Consider the following 17433-nt stretch of genomic DNA (forward strand, 5'->3'; position numbering starts at 1 on the left):
GCGGAGCCGGTGCCTCGCAAGCGGCCGGAGTTCGCCACCGATCCGGTGGCGTTCGAGGCCTTCTACCGACGGCACGTCGAGGCGGTCACCCGTTTCTTCGCCCGCCGTGTCGACGACCCGCACACGGTCGCCGATCTGGTGGCCGAGGTGTTCGTGGCGGTGCTCGACTCGGCGCACACCTACCGGTCCGACCTGGGAACGGAGCTGGGCTGGCTGTACGGGGTCGCGCGGAACACGCTGTCGGCCGAGAGGCGCCGGGTGTTCAGGCAGTCGCGGCTGGCCGACCGGGTGGGCGGGCGTCGCCGGACCAGGGGCCGCCGCCTGCTCACGGGGGCGGCGGCGGCCGGGCTCGCCGCGGCGGCCGCGTTCGTCGTGCCGACGCTGGCCGGCGTCGCGAGCCCGGCCCACGCGGTGAGCGAGGACGCCGACGGCACCATCGTCGTCACGATCGCCGAACTGCGGGACGCCGACCAGCTGGAACGCGACCTGGCGGCGCTGGGGGTGCGGGCCGACGTCACGTACGCCCCTGCGGGCAAGCGCTGCGACGGCCCGCGGGGGGACATCGTCGCCGACCGCACCGCCGGCCGCACCGCCCTGCGCGAGCCCTGGACGTCGTACCCGAAGGGAGGGAAGCTGACGATCGACCCCGCGCGGATCGGCGCTGACCAGACCCTGGTGATGGAGTTCTCCGAGCGGGATCCGGCCGAGCCGGCGGGAGACGGCATGACGGTCTGGCGTTACGGCGGCTGGATCGTGCGGGGCGAGGTCCGGCCGTGCGCGCTGGTCGACGACGAGTTCTGGAACAAGCCGATCGGCTAGTCAGGCCGACGGGCGGCGGGGCTGGAAGAGCCAGGCGTCGAAGAGGGAGCCGAGCCGTTTGCCGGACAGCCGTTCGGCGAGCGCGGTGAACTGCTCCGTCGTCACGTTGCCGTGGCGGTGCTCCGCCGCCCAGGTCTTGAGCAGCGTGAAGAACGCGCGGTCGCCGATCTCCCGGCGCAGGGCGTGCAGCGTCATGGCGCCCCGGGTGTAGACGGACTCGTTGAACAGGTCGCCGGGGCGCGCGTCGCCCGGCGGGTAGGACCAGATCGGGTCGTTCGCGGGCCGGGCGTGGGCCGTCTTGAAGCGCTGCGCGGCGGTGTCGCCACCGGTGTGCTCGGACCACAGCCACTCGGCGTAGGTGGCGAAGCCCTCGTTGAGCCAGAGGTCCTCCCAGCGTTCGATGCTGAGGCTGTTGCCGAACCACTGGTGGGCCAGCTCGTGGGCGATGATCGACTCACCCGGCTCGAAGCCGCCGTACATGGGCTTGGTCTGGTTCTCCAGCGCGTAGCCGGCGGAGAAGTCGTCGACCACGCCGCCGGTGGAGGAGAACGGGTAGGGGCCGAAGACCGTCACCCAGTGGTCGGTGATCTCGCCGGAGCGCCTGTAGAGCTCGCCGAGCGCGCTGGAGAAGCGCGGGTCGACCGCCGCGAGGCTGCGGATGCCGCCCGCGGTCCGGCCCTCCCGCAGCGTGAACCGGCCCATCGTGGCGGTGGCGAGGTAGGTGGCCATCGGATGGGCCTCGCGCCAGGTGAACGTGGTGCCGCCGCCGGGGGCGGCGGTGCGGCTCACCAGCTCGCCGTTGGCCAGCGCGGTCACCCCGGCGGGCACGGTGATCTCGAAGTCGAAGGTGGCCTTGTCGGCGGGGTGGTCGTTGCCGGGGAACCAGGTCTTGGCGCCGTTGGGCTCGGCGGTGACGAAGGCGCCGTCGGCGGTCGGGATGAACCCGTAGGTGCCGAGGTTGGACGAGCCGCGCACCGGCCGGGGCGTGCCGGAGTAGGCCACCTTGACCGCGAACTCCGCCCCGCGCGCCAGCGGCTCGGCCGGGGTGACGGACAGCTCGTCGCCCTTGCGGGTGAACGTGGCCGCCGCGCCGTCGACCGACACCCCGCCGACCGTGAAGCCGCGCAGGTCGAGGTTGAACCGCGACAGCGCCTGGGTGGCCCTGGCCTGGATCGTGGCCTCGCCGTCGAGCCGCCGGCGGGCCGGCGCGTAGCCGATCCGCAGCGCGTAGTGGGCGACGTCGTAGCCGCCGTTGCCGTCGAGCGGGAAGTCGGGGTCGCCGATGCCGGGCGCTCCCACGCCCGGCTCGGCGGTGTCCGTCGGGCCGCTGTCGGACCCGGTCGCGCCCTGTGACGGCTCGCCGGTCGCGCCGCATCCCAGCACGCTCAGCGCGGTCAGCAGCGCGGCGGCGCGGCGTGTCATCGACCCCATGCGCGGGACAGCCCCCTTCCGATACGTGACCAGAAGAGTACGCTGCGTCAACCGCTGATCACCACCCGCTCGGCGGAAGCGGCGGCCCCGAGGGCGTCAGAGGTTGCCCCGGCGCTCCTGCTCGCGTTCGATGGCCTCGAACAGCGCCTTGAAGTTGCCCTTGCCGAACCCGAGCGAGCCGTGGCGCTCGATGAGCTCGAAGAAGACCGTCGGGCGGTCCTGCACCGGCTTGGTGAAGATCTGCAGCAGGTAGCCGTCCTCGTCCCGGTCGACCAGGATCTTGCGCTTCTTCAGCTCCTCGATCGGCGCGCGCACGGTGCCGATGCGGGCGCGCAGCTCGGGGTCGTCGTAGTACGAGTCGGGCGTGTCGAGGAACTCGACCCCGGCGGCCCGCATGTGGTCGACCGTGGTGAGGATGTCGTTGGTGGCCAGCGCGACGTGCTGGACGCCAGGCCCGCCGTAGAACTCCAGATACTCGTCGATCTGCGACTTCTTGCGGCTGACGGCCGGCTCGTTGAGCGGGAACTTGACCTTGCGCGAGCCGTCGGCCACGACCTTCGACATCAGCGCCGAGTACTCGGTGGCGATGTCGTCGCCGATGAACTCGGCCATGTTCGTGAAGCCCATGACCTCGCGGTAGAACGCCACCCACTCGTCCATCTTGCCGAGCTCCACGTTGCCGACGCAGTGGTCGACGGCCTGGAACAGCCGGCCGGTCTTGGTGGCGGGCGGGGCCACGAGGGGCTGCGCGGGCGCGTACCCGGGCAGGTAGGTGCCGGCGTAGTTGGACCGGTCGACCAGCGTGTGGCGGGTCTCCCCGTACGTGGCGATGGCGGCGACCACCACCTTGCCGTGCTCGTCCTCCAGGACGTGCGGCTCGGCCAGCCCGCGGGCGCCGTGCGTGACGGCGTGCCGGTAGGCGGCCTCCACGTCGGGCACGTCGAGCGCGAGGTCGATCACTCCGTCGCCGTGCTCGGCCACGTGCCTGGCCAGGTCCGTGCCGGGCCTGATGGACGCGCGGAACTCGAAGGTGGCGCCGCCGGAGGTGAGCACGTAGGCCGCCTCGTCGCGGCTGCCGTTCTCCGGGCCTCGGTAGGCCACCAGCTTCATCCCGAACGCCGTCGCGTAGTAGTGGGCGGACTGCTTGGCGTTCCCGACCGCGAACACCACGGCATGCATACCGTTCACCGGAAAGACATCACTCATACCGACAACTCTCGATATCGATGGACGAGTTGCGCAAGAGTTGCTTCAATGAGTGCACAACCTGTCCAGTCTTCTGGGCCGTACGGCGGAGAATCTGTACATCATGACGATCGATCAACTGGACTCCCGGCTGCTCGCGCTGCTCACCGCGGAGCCGAGGCTCGGCGTGCTGGAGTGCTCGCGGCGGCTCGGCGTGGCCAGGGGCACCGTCCAGGCGCGGCTGGACCGGCTCATGTCCCGGGGGGTGATCACCGGGTTCGGGCCCGACGTCTCGACGGCGGCGCTCGGCTACGACGTGACCGCCTTCGTGCTGCTGGAGATCCGGCAGGTCGCCGGCCACGAGCCGGTGGCGCACCGGCTGGCGCACATCCCCGAGGTCCTGGAGGTCCACACCGTCACCGGCGGCAGCGACCTCATGTGCCGGGTGGTGGCGCGGACGAACGCCGACCTCCAGCGCGTCATCGACGAGATCGTCGAGGTCCAGGGCGTGGTCAGGACCTCCTCGATCATCGCGCTGGACACTCCCGTTCCCTACCGAGTGTTGCCATTGGTCGCCGATGTCCCACGCCGGGCGGCCCGGGAGTCGTAGCATCGCCGGGAGGGACGAGGCACCGTTATCGAGCGCTTACCCTTGACTTTCGCCTGGACGCGGGGGAGGCGTGACGGGGTGGTGAAGAAGGCGTTGCGAAAGCGGAGATTGCTCCGGTTCCTGCTCATCGGGGGAGCGGCGGGGTTCGTGGTGCTGGCCGCGCTGTTCGGCATCGCCTGGGCCATGACCCCCATCCCCGACAGCACGCAGAAGGACGCGACGGCCCAGGGGTCGGTCATCTACTACCGCGACGGCAAGACCGTCATCGCCCGGCAGGGCGTCGACCGCAGGAACGTCGAGCTGGCCAAGGTGCCCGCACACGTGCGCGAGGCCGTCATCGCCGCCGAGAACCGCTCCTTCTACGACGACAGCGGCGTCTCGGTCAAGGGCACCGCCCGCGCCCTGTGGTCCACCGTCACCGGCAACCAGATCCAGGGCGGCTCCACCATCACCCAGCAGCTCGTCCGCAACTACTACAGCGGCCTGAGCCAGGAGCGCTCCGTCATCCGCAAGGCCAAAGAGATCATGATCTCGATCAAGGTCGACCAGTCCAAGCCGAAGGACTGGGTGCTGGAGCAGTACCTCAACACGATCTACTTCGGCCGGGGCGCCAACGGGGTGCAGGCGGCCGCCCGCGCCTACTTCGGCGAGGACGTCGACCGGCTCAACGTCTCCCAGGGCGCCTACCTGGCCGCGGTGATCCAGCAGCCGTCCCGGTTCGCCGACCCCGAGGGCACCGACCTCCAGGCCGTCGAGGCCCGCTGGCGGTCGGTGATCCAGGCCATGACCCAGACCGGCGCGCTCACCGCCGCCGAGGCCGAGGCGCAGCGCTTCCCCGAGCTGAAGGCGGCCAAGAAGCCGTTCCAGCTCAAGGGCCAGGCCCAGTACATGCTCCAGCAGGTCACCGACGAGCTGAACCGGCGCGGCTACACCGACGAGGACATCAACGGCGGCGGCCTGAAGATCGTCACGACCTTCGACAAGAAGCTCATGGAGGCGGCCGAGCGGGCGGTCAAGGACACCCTGCCGGACGCCACGCCCAAGAAGATCCGCACCGGCCTGGCGGCCGTGGACCCCGCGACGGGCGAGGTGGTCGCCTTCTACGGCGGCAGCCCCGACAGGTCCCAGTACGACAACGCGTTCTCGGCCAAGGTGATGGCCGGGTCCACGTTCAAGCCCTACACGCTGGCGGCGGCGCTGGAGAGCGGGCTCGGGCTGTCCACCCGGGTCAACGGCAACTCGCCGATGCGCGTGGCGGCCGACCCCGAGCATCCGATCCCCAACGACGGCGGCCGCTCCTACGGCCAGATCGACCTGGTCAGCGCCATCCGCAACTCGGTCAACACCGCCTTCGTCGACCTCGCCCAGAAGGTCGGCCCGCGCAAGGTCGCCGCCACCGCCGAGGCCATGGGCATCCCGGCCGAGCAGCTCAGGCCGCACGTGCACGCCGCCTCGTTCCCGCTCGGCGTGGCCTCCGTCAGCGCCGTGCAGAACGCCTCCGGCTTCGCCACCTTCGCCAACTCGGGCGTCCATATGGAGACGCACGTCATCAAGTCGGTCACCAACGCCGACGGGGTGAAGGACGTGGTCAAGCCCGCCGCCACCCAGGCCGTCAGCGAACGGGCCGCCGCCGACGCCACGTACGCCATGCGGCAGGTCGTCCAGTACGGCACCGGCACCGCCGCCCGCCTCTACGACCGGCCCGTGGCGGGCAAGACGGGCACCACCGACGACTCCAGGGCGGTGTGGTTCACCGGGTTCACGCCGCAGCTCGCGACCGCCGTCAACATGTTCCGCGACGACAACGAGACGGTCGCCGTGCCCGGCTACGGGGTGCAGTTCGGCGGCCAGCTGCCCGCCCAGGTGTGGCGGGCGTTCATGACCGAGGCGATGGAGGGCAAGCCGGTCGAGCAGTTCCCCGACCCGTCGGGGCTGTCCGGGCCGACCGGCTACGGCGAGCCGCGCGACCAGGACCGCGACTGGAGCGACGAGACGCCGTCGCGGCAGCCGGAGCAGTGGGACCAGCGGCCCACCCAGGAGGAGACGCAGCCGCCCCCCACCGACGACGAGCCGCCCGCTCAGCCCGACCCCGACGAGAACGCCCGGCTGATGGAGACGCCCGAGGAGGAGAGCGGCCCGCCGGTCGACGAGGCGCCCGAGCCCGAGCCGACGTCCGGCCCCGCCGACAACAGCGGCGCCCGCCCGTCACCGTTCGGCTGACCGCCGTCCGGCCCGGGTCCCCGCCGCGGCGGGGACCCGGACCGGTCAGCGGCGCAGTTGGGCGCGCAGGTCCTCGGGGGTGGTCACCGGCATCTTGCAGGTGAACCCCTGGCACACGTACGCGGCCGGCGCGCCGCCGATGAGGCCGCGGCCCCGCAACAGCGGCACGGCGGCCCCGTGCGCGACGTCGAGCTCGGCCGGGGCGCCCGGGCCTGACGCCACCACCAGGCCGGGGACGCCCGCCAGGTAGGCCTCCCGGTGCAGGGCGCGGGTGCGGGGGTCGTCGGGCGGGCCCACCACGGCCACCTCGACGGGCCCGTCGAGCGCGGCCCTGGCCACCGCCAGCCCCCACCCGGCGAACCGGGCGTGCCTGCCGGCCAGCACCGACACCGTGCCGAGCGCGGCGTGGGCGGCGTCCCGGTGCCGCGTGGAGCCCGTCAGCGCCGCGTACGAGAGCAACGCCCCCGCCGCCGCGTACTGGCCGGAGGGCGTGGCGTTGTCCGTCGCGTCCTGCGGGCGCTGGAACAGCCGCTCGGCGTCGTCCGCGGTGTCGTAGAACCCGCCGGTGCCGTCGCCGAACCGGTCGAGCACGGTGTCGAGCAGGGCGCCGGCCAGCCGGAACCAGCGCGTCTCCCCGGTCACCCCGTGGAGCGCGATGAGCCCCTCGGCCAGGTTGGCGTAGTCGTCGAGCACGCCCGCGTTGCGCCCGGCGCGCCCGTCACGGGAGGTACGCAGCAGCCTGTCGCCCTCGACGTGCACCTCCTGCAGCAGGACCGCCGCGGCGGTGGCCGCCTCCACCAGGTCGGCCCGGTCGAAGACCATCCCGGTCTCGGCCAGGGCCGCGATGGCCAGCCCGGTCCAGCTCGCCACCACCTTGTCGTCGCGCCCCGGGCGCACCCGCAGCTCGCGTGCGGCGAGCAGCCGCTCGCGCACCCGCGCCAGCCGCTCGGGGTCGTCGGGCTCCCGGGGGAGCTGGAGCACCGACGTGCCGTGCTCGAACGTGCCGGTCACGTCGAAGACCCGGACCGCCCAGTCGCCGTCGTCGGGACCCAGCGCCTCGCGCAGCTGCTCGGGGGTCCAGACGTAGAACCTGCCCTCCTCGCCCTCGCTGTCGGCGTCGAGCGCGGAGGCGAAGCCGCCCTCGGGGGTGCGCAGCTCGCGCAGCAGCCAGCCGGCGGTCTCCAGCGCGACCCGCCGGGCCAGCGGCTCGCCGGTCGCCGTCCACCAGTGGGTGTAGACCCGCAGCAGCAGCGCGTTGTCGTAGAGCATCTTCTCGAAGTGCGGCACCACCCAGCCGGCGTCCACGCTGTAGCGGGCGAACCCGCCGCCGAGCTGGTCGTAGATGCCGCCGCGGGCCATCGCCTCCAGGGTCCTGCCGGACATCTCGCGCTCGCCCGAGCGCAGCAGGAACTCCAGCACCATCGAAGGCGGGAACTTCGGCGCGCCGCCGAACCCGCCGCGCACCGGGTCGAACGACTCGCGCAGGTTGGCGACGGCCCGCTCCAGCGTCTCGGCCGTGGGCTGCGGGCCGCTGGGCAGGGCGGTGCCGGAGTTGAGCACCTCGACCACTTTCGCGCCCTGCTTGAGCACGGTCTCGCGGTCGTGGACCCAGGCGTGGTGCAGCCCGGTCAGGAGCCGCTGGAACTGCGCCCGGGGGAAGTAGGTGCCGCAGTAGAAGGGGTGACCGTCGGGGGTGGCGAAGACGGTCATCGGCCAGCCGCCCTGCTGCGTCATGGCCTGGGTGGCGCTCATGTAGACGGCGTCCACGTCGGGCCGCTCCTCGCGGTCGACCTTGACGTTGACGAAGTGCTCGTTCATCAGCCGGGCGGTGCCGGGGTCCTCGAAGCTCTCGTGGGCCATCACGTGACACCAGTGGCAGGACGAGTAGCCGATGGAGATCAGCAACGGCGCGTCGCGGCGGCGCGCCTCGCGCATGGCCTCCTCTCCCCAGGGCCACCAGTCGACCGGATTGCCGGCGTGCTGCAGCAAGTAGGGCGAAGACTCCTCGACGAGCCGGTTCACCGGCACCACCCCCCTGTGTCCCAACAGCCACCCTACCGCCGCGAGCGGACGTTGATCGTGGACGGGCGGGGGATTCAGCGGACCTGGGCCGCCGCCTGCGGGCTCACGCGGACGACGCCGGCCAGGTTGCGGGTGCTGACCGGAGCGATCTTCACCACGTCGCCGGTGCGCGGGGCGTGCAGCATCTTCCCGTCGCCCCAGTAGATCGCCACGTGTGAGATGTAGCCGGGGTTGGTCGGGTCGTGCCGCCAGAACAGCAGGTCGCCCGGGTGCGCCTGGGAGAGCGGCACCTGCGGGCCGGTGACCCACTGCTGGTGCGTCACCCGCGGCATCCTGACCCCGGCCTGGGCGAAGGCCCACTGGACGAGCCCGGAGCAGTCGAAGGTGTCAGGTCCTTCAGCCCCCCACACGTACGGCCTGCCGAGCTTGGAGGCGGCGGCGCGCAGGGCGGCGGTGAGCTGCTCCCCGGTCATGAACGCGCCGGAGGGCCAGTCGCGGGCCCTGACCCGCGCCTGCGGCCGCACGGGATCGACCAGGGCCGCCTGGGTGCCCTTGGGCAGCAGGCGCAGAACCCTGTCGCGGAGCCTGGCCGAGTCGGTCCTGGGGGCGCTGATGATCAGCGCGTTGTCGCGGGGCAGCCCGAGCGCCCGGCCGGTCTCCTTGGACACGATCGCGTCCACGGCACCGAAGCCGGTGGTGGCGTAGGCGCCGATGCGCAGCGGCCCCGCCGGGCCGTTGATCTTGCGGTGCAGGGTGAGCCCGCCGTCGTTGCCGAGCACGAACGAGACGGCGACGTCGCCCGCGGCCACGTTGCTCCACAGCGGGTCTGAGGTCGCCGTCACCTTCGGCGTGTAGGCCCGGAAGGTGGACGGGTCGACGGCGAGGGTCTGCACCCGCTTGCCGTCGAGCCTGACGCTGGCCGCGTCGGCCAGCTCCAGGGCGCGCACCCCGGGCAGGCGGGCGATCTTCCGTAACTGCGCCTGGGTGAACGGCTTGCGGGTGACGACGAACACGTGCGGCTTGTGGAGCTTGCCGGCGGGCGCCACCGGCGGCACGGTCCTGGCGTCGGCCATGAGGCTCTGCCGGGGTGTCTGGCGGGCCCGTACGGGCTCGGTGGCGGCCGGTCCCGCGGGCTCGCGGGGCTCCACGAGCAGCAGGACGTCGGCGGTGAGGACGGCGACCAGGGTCACCACGATGAACGGGATCAGGCGGCGGTGGTCACGGCGCCTGCCGGACCTCAGCAGGAAGCCGAGGTCCTGGCGGATGCCGGAACCACCGCGCATGAGTTCCGCCGGGCCTTGGGGGGCCCGGCGGCGCCGTTCCGGATGCATCAGTTGCCGATGTAGGGCACGGCCTCGAGGATCTCGACGGTGTTCTGGCGGCCGTTCGGCATGCTGTAGGTCGCCTTGTCACCGATCTTCTTGCCGTTGATCGCGGCGCCCAGCGGGGACTTGGGCGAATAGACGTCGATCGGCGCGCCGCTCTCCTCACGCGAGGCGAGCAGGAAGGTGACCTCGTCGTCGTCGCCGACGAACCGGATGGTCACGGTCATGCCGGGCTCCACGACGCCGTCGGCCGCGGGGGCCTTGCCCACGCGCGCGTTGTCGAGGATCTGGCGCAGATGGAAGATCCGCGCCTCCATCTTGCCCTGCTCGTCCTTGGCGGCGTGGTAGCCGCCGTTCTCGCGCAGGTCGCCCTCTTCCCGGGCGGCCTCGATCTTCTTGGCGATGTCGACGCGCCCGGGCCCCGAGAGATATTCGTACTCGCCCTTCAGGCGGTCGTACGCCTCCTGCGTCAGCCATGTGACGTTCTCATCGCGAGAGTCGGCCACGGGTTCTCCTTGCTTGCCTAGGGGGCCCTGAGATCACTGAAGGTCACGTACGGTGGAATTGCGAAAGGCTAACAAGCCCGCCGCTCGAACGCTTCCCCAAATGTCTCACTATACGAGATTGCAGTATTGGATGTGGACGGAAGTCGCCTCGGCGCTCGTGCCCAGGCGTTCCTTGACCTGCTTCGTACCCTCAGCTGGGGGGATTCTTACTTCTTTGCTGCCCACTTCCACGTGATGGACGTCCATCGCCCGGACACGGCACACCGCCTCGCGGTCGTCGGGCTTGCTCACCGTGAAGGTGATCTCGGCCTCGGACGGTCCCAGGACGGCGAAGGACACCACCTGCGGGACGGCGCCGTTGGCGCTGCCGTTCATCGACCACATGACGTAGCCCCACCCGCCCGCGACGATGGCCACGAGCACGCCGATGACGACGTGCACGACGAGGCGGCCGCCGCGTTCGGGACGGTCCGGGAAGTCGTCGGGGGTGCCGAGAACGGGTCCGTTCCCGACATCTCTGGTGGCCATGGTGGAATCTCCCTGCACTCCCTCGGCGTTATCCGAGACAATTGTCGCCCGCGGGGGTCATGCCCTCGCGACCGCCCAGCAGAAACTACCTCTCTGGGCGACTGATCGGTCCCTGTCCTGAGGAGACGTCGAGCCCGTGAGTGCACCGTTGAGGTTGATGGCCGTCCATGCCCACCCCGACGACGAGTCGAGCAAGGGCGCCGCGACGATGGCGCGTTATGTCCGTGAGGGCGTTGACGTGCTGGTCTGTACCCTCACCGGAGGCGAACGCGGCTCCGTGCTCAACCCGAAGATGGACCGGCCCGAGATCGTGGCCGACATCGCCGAGGTGCGCAGGGCCGAGATGGACCGGGCGCGGGAGATCCTCGGGGTGCGGCAGCGTTTCCTGGGTTTCGTCGACTCGGGGTTGCCGGAGAGCGAGGACGAGGAGCTGCCTGAGGGCTGCTTCGGCCTGCAGAAGCTGGAGGTGGCCTCGGCGCCGCTGGTGGCGGCCGTGCGCGAGTTCAGGCCCCATGTGATCCTCACGTACGACGACGACGGCGGCTACCCGCACCCCGACCACATCATGACGAACAGGGTGTCGGTGGAGGCGTTCGAGGCCGCCGGCGACCCCGACCGCTATCCGGGCACCGGCGACCCGTGGCAGCCGCTCAAGCTCTACTACCACATGGGCTTCCACCGGGCCCGGTTCGAGGCGCTGCACGAGGCCATGCGGGCGCGCGAGATGGGCTCGCCCTACGGCGACTGGATCGCCCGCTGGGAGGACCGGCCCGCCAAGTGGGAGGTGACGACCAGGGTGCCGTGCGGCGACTACTTCCAGATCCGCGACGAGGCCCTCATGGCCCACGCCACCCAGGTCGACCCCGACGGCTGGTGGTTCGTCTGCCCGCGCGAACTGCAGCAGGAGATCTGGCCGACCGAGGACTACCACCTGGCCCGTTCGCTGGTCGACACCGAGCTGCCCGAGGACGACCTGTTCGCCGGCATCCACGCCGAGGAGGCGTCGCCGGCCTGCCACTGATCCGGCGACCGGAGCACGGCCCCCGGATGGCAGACTGGAGGGGTGATGGTTCTAGCAGCTGGTGAGGTCAGCCCGGGCCTGCTCGGCTTCGTCGTGGTGGCTGCCCTCGGTTTCGCTCTCTACTTCCTCGTCAAGTCGATGAACAAGCAGATGGGCAAGATCGAGGTGCCGCACGAGCGCGAGTTCGAAGACGACAAGGCCAAGTAGATGTCCGAGGACGTCGTCGACAACCCCGGCAAGAGCCGCTTCGAGATCCTCGTCGACGGCGAGGTCGTCGGGTTCGCCGACTATCTTCTGCTGCCCACCAAGGTGGTCTTCACCCACACCGAGGTGCTGCCGAGCCACAGCGGGCAGGGGCTCGCGGGACGGCTGATCGGGCACGCGCTCGACCTCACCCGCGACACCGGCCTGAAGGTCGTGCCCCGGTGCGGCTACGTCGCCTCCTACATCGAGCGCCACCCCGACTACCAGGACCTGCTCGACCCCTCAGTCACGAGGTGACCAGGCGCGCTCCAGCGCCTGGGGCAGGCCCCACCAGCCCAGCGGTGTGAGCACGCCGCTGTCGTCCACGATGCCCAGACAGGCCCAGAGCGCGACCACCGGCTCGAAGAGGCTCTCGGTGGAGGTCAGGTCGCCCGGGTCGTGCTCGTCGACGTCGATGTCCTCCGACTCGGCGATCAGGCGGGCGATCCGCTCGGGCGAGGCCAGCACGCCAGGCCCCTTCCGGGCCAGCGCCGCGACGGCGGCGAGCCAGTCGGCGTGCTGGATGGCGCAGAGATGGGCCAGCATCTCGTCCTCCAGGCTGACCTCGCGGTCGAGGTCGGCGAACTCCTCCAGCAGGAGGCCCTCCTCCGGCAGGTCGGCGACCGGCCCGGCGATGCCGGCGGCCACCGTCAGCCACAGCTCGGCGTCGTCGTCGGGCATCGCCTCCCCTTCGAGGCCCGCGCAGGCCCGCAGCACGTCGCCCGGATAGCCCGCGTCGGCCAGGAGCGCGCGCAGCCGGGCGGCGGCCCGGTCCAGCTCGGCGACCGGCAGCTCGGGCTGCTTGGTCAGCTCGGCCATGACGCGGCGCAGCTCCGACAGCGCGAACGCCTCCTCCTCGTCCCAGGCGGAGAACATCTCCTCGTCCTGCTCGTCGCTCACCGAGAACCCGGGCACCCGCCCGTCGGGCAGCGGCGTGGCCAGCCAGCGTTCCTGGAGTTCCTCGTACGCCCTGCGGGCCCGCTGGTCGCCGGACGCGAGCGCGTCGGGATCGATCTCGCCGGCGCGCACCCGCTCCTCCAGGTGGGCCACGAGCAGGTCGTGCATCTCCTGCGCCACCGGGCCGCGTTCGTCCTCATCCGGCCAGACGAAATAGCTCGGCGTCATGAGGATCGGCTCGGTCCCGGTCGACTCGATCCACCGCTGGACGTCGCCCACCGTGGCGGCGCCGGACTCGATGGAGGCCAGCGCCGTCCTGGCCGACTCCCAGAACGGCAGGGTCAGCGGGTTGCCGACGGACATCAGGGCCCTGCGCAGGTCGGGCAGCGCCACCAGCGCCACCCCGGAGGGCACGGCCAGCAGCGCCCGCGCCACGTCTCTGCGGGTCAGCGCGGTGGCCGGGCGGCCCGCGTGGCGGCAGACGAAATCCAGGTCCACGCTCCGTAAACTACGCCCCCGCCCGGGCTCCCGCACCTGCGCCGGTACGGCGGCGGCGTCGGGGGTGCATTTCCGACGCAACTGTGTAATGGTAATTACATGGAAACAACGGACACGACCGCGCAGGTGCGCGGCTGGTTCACCGGCCGGCTCCCCGAGGGCTGGTTCACCGGGGCGCCGGAGATCGCCCGGGACCGCGAGGAGATCGCGGTCGTCGGCGCCCTGCCCGAGCCGCCCGGGGACATGGACGAGGACGAGCGGGCCGCGCTCGTCGACGGCCTCATCGGCCGCTTCCGCGAGGAGACGCGGGAGCGCCGGATAGAGATCGCCAAGGAGGCCGAGCGGAGGTTCCGACAGAAGGTCTCCTGGGGCGTCACCTGCGCCGGCCGGACTGTGATGTTCACCACACTGTCCGTGCCCGTCATGACGAGGCTGCGGCAGTCCGAGCGGCAGGTTCTCGACACGCTGGTCGCCGCCGGCGTGGCCCGCAGCCGCAGCGACGCCCTCGCCTGGTGCGTCCGCCTGGTCGGCCGCAACACCGACACCTGGCTCGCCGATCTGCGCGACGCGCTGCAGCATGTCGACCGAGTCCGCGCCGAAGGGCCCGACGTCAATTCCTGAGAATGGACTAAACCATTTGGGGAATTGGTTTAGACCATTCGGATTGGTATATACCAGTGCTCTGAGAATTCTCTTTTAAAGCCGGTCGCGGTGGGTAGGGGCCCCGAATCGTCAAGGCCGCTGCCTGCGGTGACGCCCGAAGCCGAGAGGTCTACGCCAATTGGCTTTCCGGTGTCGTCGTCGTCGATGATGAGCGAGCCCTGAGAGAGTGGAGGAGCCGCTGTCGTGTCCGTAACCGTGGAAGTTCCCGCCCCGACCAGCAATGTCGAATTGGTCACATGGGTCAATCAGATAGCCGCGCTTACCCAACCCGACCGGATCGAATGGTGTGATGGTTCTGAGGAGGAGTGGACGCGCCTGACCAACCTCCTCGTGGAGCAGGGCACGTTCACCCGGCTCGCGAAGCGGCCCAACAGCTTCTACGCCGCCTCCGACCCGAGCGACGTCGCCCGGGTGGAGGACCGTACCTTCATCTGCTCCGAGCGGGAGGAGGACGCCGGGCCGACGAACAACTGGATCGCGCCCGACGAGATGCGCGAGACGTTCGGCGAGCTCTTCAAGGGCTGCATGCGCGGCCGCACCATGTACGTGGTGCCGTTCTGCATGGGTCCGCTCGGCGGCGAGATCTCCCAGGTTGGCGTGGAGATCACCGACTCGGCGTACGTCGCCGTGTCCATGCGGATCATGACCAGGATGGGCGAGCGCGCGCTGCGGCTCATCGAGGAGCGCGGCAGCTTCGTCAAGGCCGTCCACAGCGTCGGCGCGCCGCTGGAGCCCGGTCAGGCGGACGTGCCCTGGCCGTGCAACTCCACCAAGTACATCAGCCACTTCCCCGAGACCCGCGAGATCTGGTCGTACGGGTCCGGGTACGGCGGCAACGCGCTGCTCGGCAAGAAGTGCTACGCGCTGCGGATCGCCAGCGTCATGGCCCGTGACGAGGGCTGGCTGGCCGAGCACATGCTCATCCTCAAGCTGACCCCGCCGTCCGGCGAGGTGCGCTACATCGCCGCCGCGTTCCCGAGCGCCTGCGGCAAGACCAACCTGGCCATGCTGCAGCCCACCATCCCCGGCTGGAAGGTGGAGACGATCGGCGACGACATCGCCTGGATGCGCTTCGGCGACGACGGGCGGCTGTACGCCATCAACCCCGAGGCCGGGTTCTTCGGCGTCGCGCCCGGCACCGGCGAGGTCACCAACGCCAACGCGGTCAAGACCCTCTGGGGCAACAGCATCTTCACCAACGTCGCCCTCACCGACGACGGCGACGTGTGGTGGGAAGGGCTCACCGAGGAGCCGCCCGCCCACCTGACCGACTGGAAGGGCCGGTCATGGACGCCCGGCAGCGGCGAGCCCGCCGCCCACCCGAACGCCCGCTTCACCACCCCGGCCTCCCAGTGCCCGACCATCGCCCCTGAATGGCAGGACCCCAAGGGCGTGCCGATCTCGGCGATCCTGTTCGGCGGACGCCGCGCCACCGCGGTGCCGCTGGTCACCGAATCGCTGAGCTGGCAGCACGGCGTCTTCCTCGGAGCCAACGTCGCCTCCGAGAAGACCGCCGCCGCCGAAGGCAAGGTCGGCGAGCTGCGCCACGACCCGTTCGCCATGCTGCCGTTCTGCGGCTACAACATGGGCGACTACTTCGGCCACTGGCTGGAGCTGGGCCGGCGCGAGGACGTCGTGCTGCCGCGCATCTACTACGTCAACTGGTTCCGCAAGGACGCCGACGGCAGGTTCATCTGGCCCGGCTTCGGCGAGAACAGCCGCGTGCTCAAGTGGATCGTGGACCGGCTCAACGGCGAGGCCCAGGCCGTCCCGACACCGATCGGGCTCCTGCCCGACACGCTCGACACCGACGGCCTCGACCTGTCCGAGGAGGACCTGCGCACCCTGCTCAGCGTCGACCCCGAGGTCTGGCGTGAGGAGGCGGCGCTGATCCCGGCCCACTTCGAGAAGTTCGGCTCCCACCTGCCCAAGGAGCTGTGGGAGGAGCACCGGGCGCTGCTCGACCGCCTCGGCTGACCTGACCCTCCCCGGCGCCGGTCGTCCCCGTGACGGCCGGCGCTCTCACTTTCCCGCCACGACACCCGCGCAGGCGCCGTACCCGGTCAGAGACCCAGCACGGCCCGGAGGTCGTCGACGGCCGCCAGGGGCTGGGCGAGCCGCTCGCGTTCCGCCTCGGTCAGAGGGAGGGCGCGCGCCCGGTCCAGGGCGTGCCCGGCGGCGGCGTGGTCCTTGGCGCGGACCGCGAGCTCGGCCCGGTAGACCAGCGCCTCCAGCAGCTCGGCCGCCGACGCGGTGTCCTTGTCCCGCTCCAGGGCGCCGTCCAGGATCTGGGCCGCCCGCTCGTGATCGCCGTTGGAGTCGCCCATCACGACCGCCCGGTCCAGCGAGGTGGCGAGCCTGCTCGTGGCCTCCTCCTTCTCCGGCAGGGGGCGGGCGGCCATGAAGCGGATCCAGTTGCCGCCGGGGTCGATGACGGCGAAGCCGGAGTGGTCGCCGTCGTTCTTCCGCCTGCGCGGCCGGGTCATCCGGGGGATGCCGGAGACCAGGAGCTTGCCGTGCGCCGCGCGCATGCCCGCGGCGAACGCCTCGAACAGCTCTCCGGTGTCCGGCACGACGATCACGCAGGTGCCGTAGGAGTCTTCGGGCTTGAACGCCTCCGGCATGCCGAAGAAGCCCAGCTGGAGATCCTCGCGCTTGAGTAATACGTACGGGTTCGGCCGCACCTGGTAGTAGGCCTGGTGGAAACCGAGCATCGTGTAGAAGTCGACCATCTCGTCGATGGAGCGGCAGGGAAGCAGCGGTATGGCGATCTCGTCGGCCATCGGGGGGACTCCTATTCGTCGGCCATGGTGAACGCGCCCTCTTCCAGGCGGCGGATCATCCGGTCGGTCCACTGGGCGCCGGCGTCGGCGGTGCTCAGCCACAGCGACAGCACCTCGCCCACCGGGCCCCAGGTCGCCAGATCCGTGTCCTCGGGGAGGTACGCGGTGATGCTCGCGCGCCACTCGCGCATGGCGCGGGCCCGCTGGCGCAGCAACTCCAGGGCCCGCTCCCGGGGGAGGTCCTCGATGAGGCCGACGGCGGCGCCCAGCACGTCCAGGCTCGGCTCGCGGTCGGCCAGCGCCCGGCCGAGCAGGTCGAGGTACTCCCGCTCGCCCTCCCGGGTCAGCTCGTACTCGATCCGCGGCGGCCCTCCGGCCTCGGAGGCGACCGTCTCGTGCGTCACCAGCAGGCCCTGGCCGGCCATGCTCTTGAGCGCGTGATAGACCGAGCCCGAGGTGGCGGTCGACCACTCGTGCGCGCCCCACGACTCCAGATCCGCGCGGACCTGGTAGCCGTGGGCGCGCCCGCGCCTGCGCAGCGCGCCCAGGACCAGCAGCCGCACCGGCTTCATCGAACCTCCCGACCTTCACTAGCCAAATTTGGCTAGCTGCTCCTGGGAGCGTACCGCACCCGACAGCTTCGGAAACCGGCGGTCTTGCCCGGTTGGCGTGGGCATCCTAG

Annotated in this window: 17 protein-coding genes; 8 read left to right on the forward strand and 9 right to left on the reverse strand. The window is 71.2% G+C overall.

Annotated elements, in window-relative coordinates; translation table 11 throughout:
- Positions 1–9: 9 nt before the first annotated feature.
- Complete coding sequence (locus tag ACQEUU_RS30540) at positions 10–819, forward strand: RNA polymerase sigma factor (RefSeq protein ID WP_433072549.1); 810 nt, start codon at positions 10–12, stop codon at positions 817–819.
- Here ACQEUU_RS30540 and ACQEUU_RS30545 read toward each other — a convergent pair whose 3' ends face one another.
- Entirely contained in the window at positions 820–2250 is a 1431-nt protein-coding gene (locus ACQEUU_RS30545) for a M1 family metallopeptidase (RefSeq protein WP_433072550.1), read from the reverse strand. It abuts the gene before it with no gap.
- Positions 2251–2346: 96 nt separating this feature from the next.
- Complete coding sequence (hppD, locus tag ACQEUU_RS30550) at positions 2347–3429, reverse strand: 4-hydroxyphenylpyruvate dioxygenase (protein WP_433074419.1); 1083 nt, start codon at positions 3427–3429, stop codon at positions 2347–2349.
- A gap of 130 nt (positions 3430–3559) precedes the next feature.
- On the opposite strand from hppD, the gene ACQEUU_RS30555 reads away from it, so the two are divergent.
- Both ACQEUU_RS30555 and ACQEUU_RS30560 read left to right on the forward strand, forming a co-directional pair.
- The gene (locus ACQEUU_RS30555; protein ID WP_433072552.1) at positions 3560–4045 is read left to right on the forward strand and encodes an Lrp/AsnC family transcriptional regulator; all 486 of its coding nucleotides are present in this window, start codon (positions 3560–3562) and stop codon (positions 4043–4045) included.
- A 93-nt stretch (positions 4046–4138) separates the two neighbouring features.
- Positions 4139–6265 carry a transglycosylase domain-containing protein gene (locus ACQEUU_RS30560; RefSeq protein ID WP_433072553.1) on the forward strand — a complete coding sequence of 709 codons (2127 nt, stop codon included), beginning with the start codon at positions 4139–4141 and terminating at the stop codon, positions 6263–6265.
- Between the two features lie 45 nt (positions 6266–6310).
- Here the strand turns inward: ACQEUU_RS30560 and ACQEUU_RS30565 are convergent, their stop codons facing one another.
- The 4 genes from ACQEUU_RS30565 to ACQEUU_RS30580 all read right to left on the reverse strand — a co-directional run bounded on the left by ACQEUU_RS30565 (position 6311) and on the right by ACQEUU_RS30580 (position 10646).
- A complete protein-coding gene (locus ACQEUU_RS30565; protein ID WP_433072555.1) occupies positions 6311–8287 on the reverse strand; it encodes a thioredoxin domain-containing protein in 1977 nt (658 codons plus the stop codon).
- Between the two features lie 74 nt (positions 8288–8361).
- Positions 8362–9570, reverse strand: a complete 1209-nt coding sequence (locus ACQEUU_RS30570; RefSeq protein ID WP_433072556.1) for a C40 family peptidase — start codon at positions 9568–9570, stop codon at positions 8362–8364.
- A 47-nt stretch (positions 9571–9617) separates the two neighbouring features.
- On the reverse strand, positions 9618–10118 hold the full coding sequence (greA, locus tag ACQEUU_RS30575; protein ID WP_433072557.1) for a transcription elongation factor GreA: 501 nt from the start codon (positions 10116–10118) through the stop codon (positions 9618–9620).
- Positions 10119–10226: 108 nt separating this feature from the next.
- The gene (locus ACQEUU_RS30580) at positions 10227–10646 is read right to left on the reverse strand and encodes a DUF4307 domain-containing protein (RefSeq protein WP_270159361.1); all 420 of its coding nucleotides are present in this window, start codon (positions 10644–10646) and stop codon (positions 10227–10229) included.
- A gap of 136 nt (positions 10647–10782) precedes the next feature.
- Here ACQEUU_RS30580 and mca point away from each other — a divergent pair, with 136 nt between their 5' ends.
- From mca to ACQEUU_RS30595, 3 genes are read left to right on the forward strand one after another with little or no spacing between them, the layout of a single operon-like run.
- A complete protein-coding gene (gene mca / locus ACQEUU_RS30585) occupies positions 10783–11667 on the forward strand; it encodes a mycothiol conjugate amidase Mca (RefSeq protein WP_270159360.1) in 885 nt (294 codons plus the stop codon).
- Between the two features lie 45 nt (positions 11668–11712).
- The gene (locus tag ACQEUU_RS30590; RefSeq protein ID WP_270159359.1) at positions 11713–11874 is read left to right on the forward strand and encodes a hypothetical protein; all 162 of its coding nucleotides are present in this window, start codon (positions 11713–11715) and stop codon (positions 11872–11874) included.
- A complete protein-coding gene (locus ACQEUU_RS30595; RefSeq protein WP_433072558.1) occupies positions 11875–12168 on the forward strand; it encodes a GNAT family N-acetyltransferase in 294 nt (97 codons plus the stop codon).
- On the opposite strand, the gene ACQEUU_RS30600 is transcribed toward ACQEUU_RS30595, so the two are convergent.
- Positions 12154–13305 carry a hypothetical protein gene (locus ACQEUU_RS30600; RefSeq protein WP_433072559.1) on the reverse strand — a complete coding sequence of 384 codons (1152 nt, stop codon included), beginning with the start codon at positions 13303–13305 and terminating at the stop codon, positions 12154–12156. The genes ACQEUU_RS30595 and ACQEUU_RS30600 overlap by 15 nt on opposite strands.
- Positions 13306–13404: 99 nt before the next feature.
- Between ACQEUU_RS30600 and ACQEUU_RS30605 the strand changes: the two genes are divergently transcribed.
- A complete protein-coding gene (locus tag ACQEUU_RS30605; RefSeq protein ID WP_433072560.1) occupies positions 13405–13926 on the forward strand; it encodes a hypothetical protein in 522 nt (173 codons plus the stop codon).
- A 225-nt stretch (positions 13927–14151) separates the two neighbouring features.
- A complete protein-coding gene (locus ACQEUU_RS30610; protein ID WP_433072562.1) occupies positions 14152–15945 on the forward strand; it encodes a phosphoenolpyruvate carboxykinase (GTP) in 1794 nt (597 codons plus the stop codon).
- A gap of 86 nt (positions 15946–16031) precedes the next feature.
- On the opposite strand, the gene ACQEUU_RS30615 is transcribed toward ACQEUU_RS30610, so the two are convergent.
- Together ACQEUU_RS30615 and ACQEUU_RS30620 are read right to left on the reverse strand one after the other, a co-directional pair.
- Positions 16032–16751 carry a VOC family protein gene (locus tag ACQEUU_RS30615; protein ID WP_433072563.1) on the reverse strand — a complete coding sequence of 240 codons (720 nt, stop codon included), beginning with the start codon at positions 16749–16751 and terminating at the stop codon, positions 16032–16034.
- A gap of 11 nt (positions 16752–16762) precedes the next feature.
- Positions 16763–17323 (reverse strand): PadR family transcriptional regulator, encoded by a 561-nt coding sequence (locus tag ACQEUU_RS30620; protein ID WP_433072564.1) that lies wholly within the window; start codon positions 17321–17323, stop codon positions 16763–16765.
- Positions 17324–17433 lie beyond the last annotated feature (110 nt).

The organism is Nonomuraea sp. CA-218870 (genome assembly GCF_050936535.1).
In the GTDB taxonomy this organism is placed as follows: Bacteria; Actinomycetota; Actinomycetes; order Streptosporangiales; family Streptosporangiaceae; genus Nonomuraea; species Nonomuraea corallina.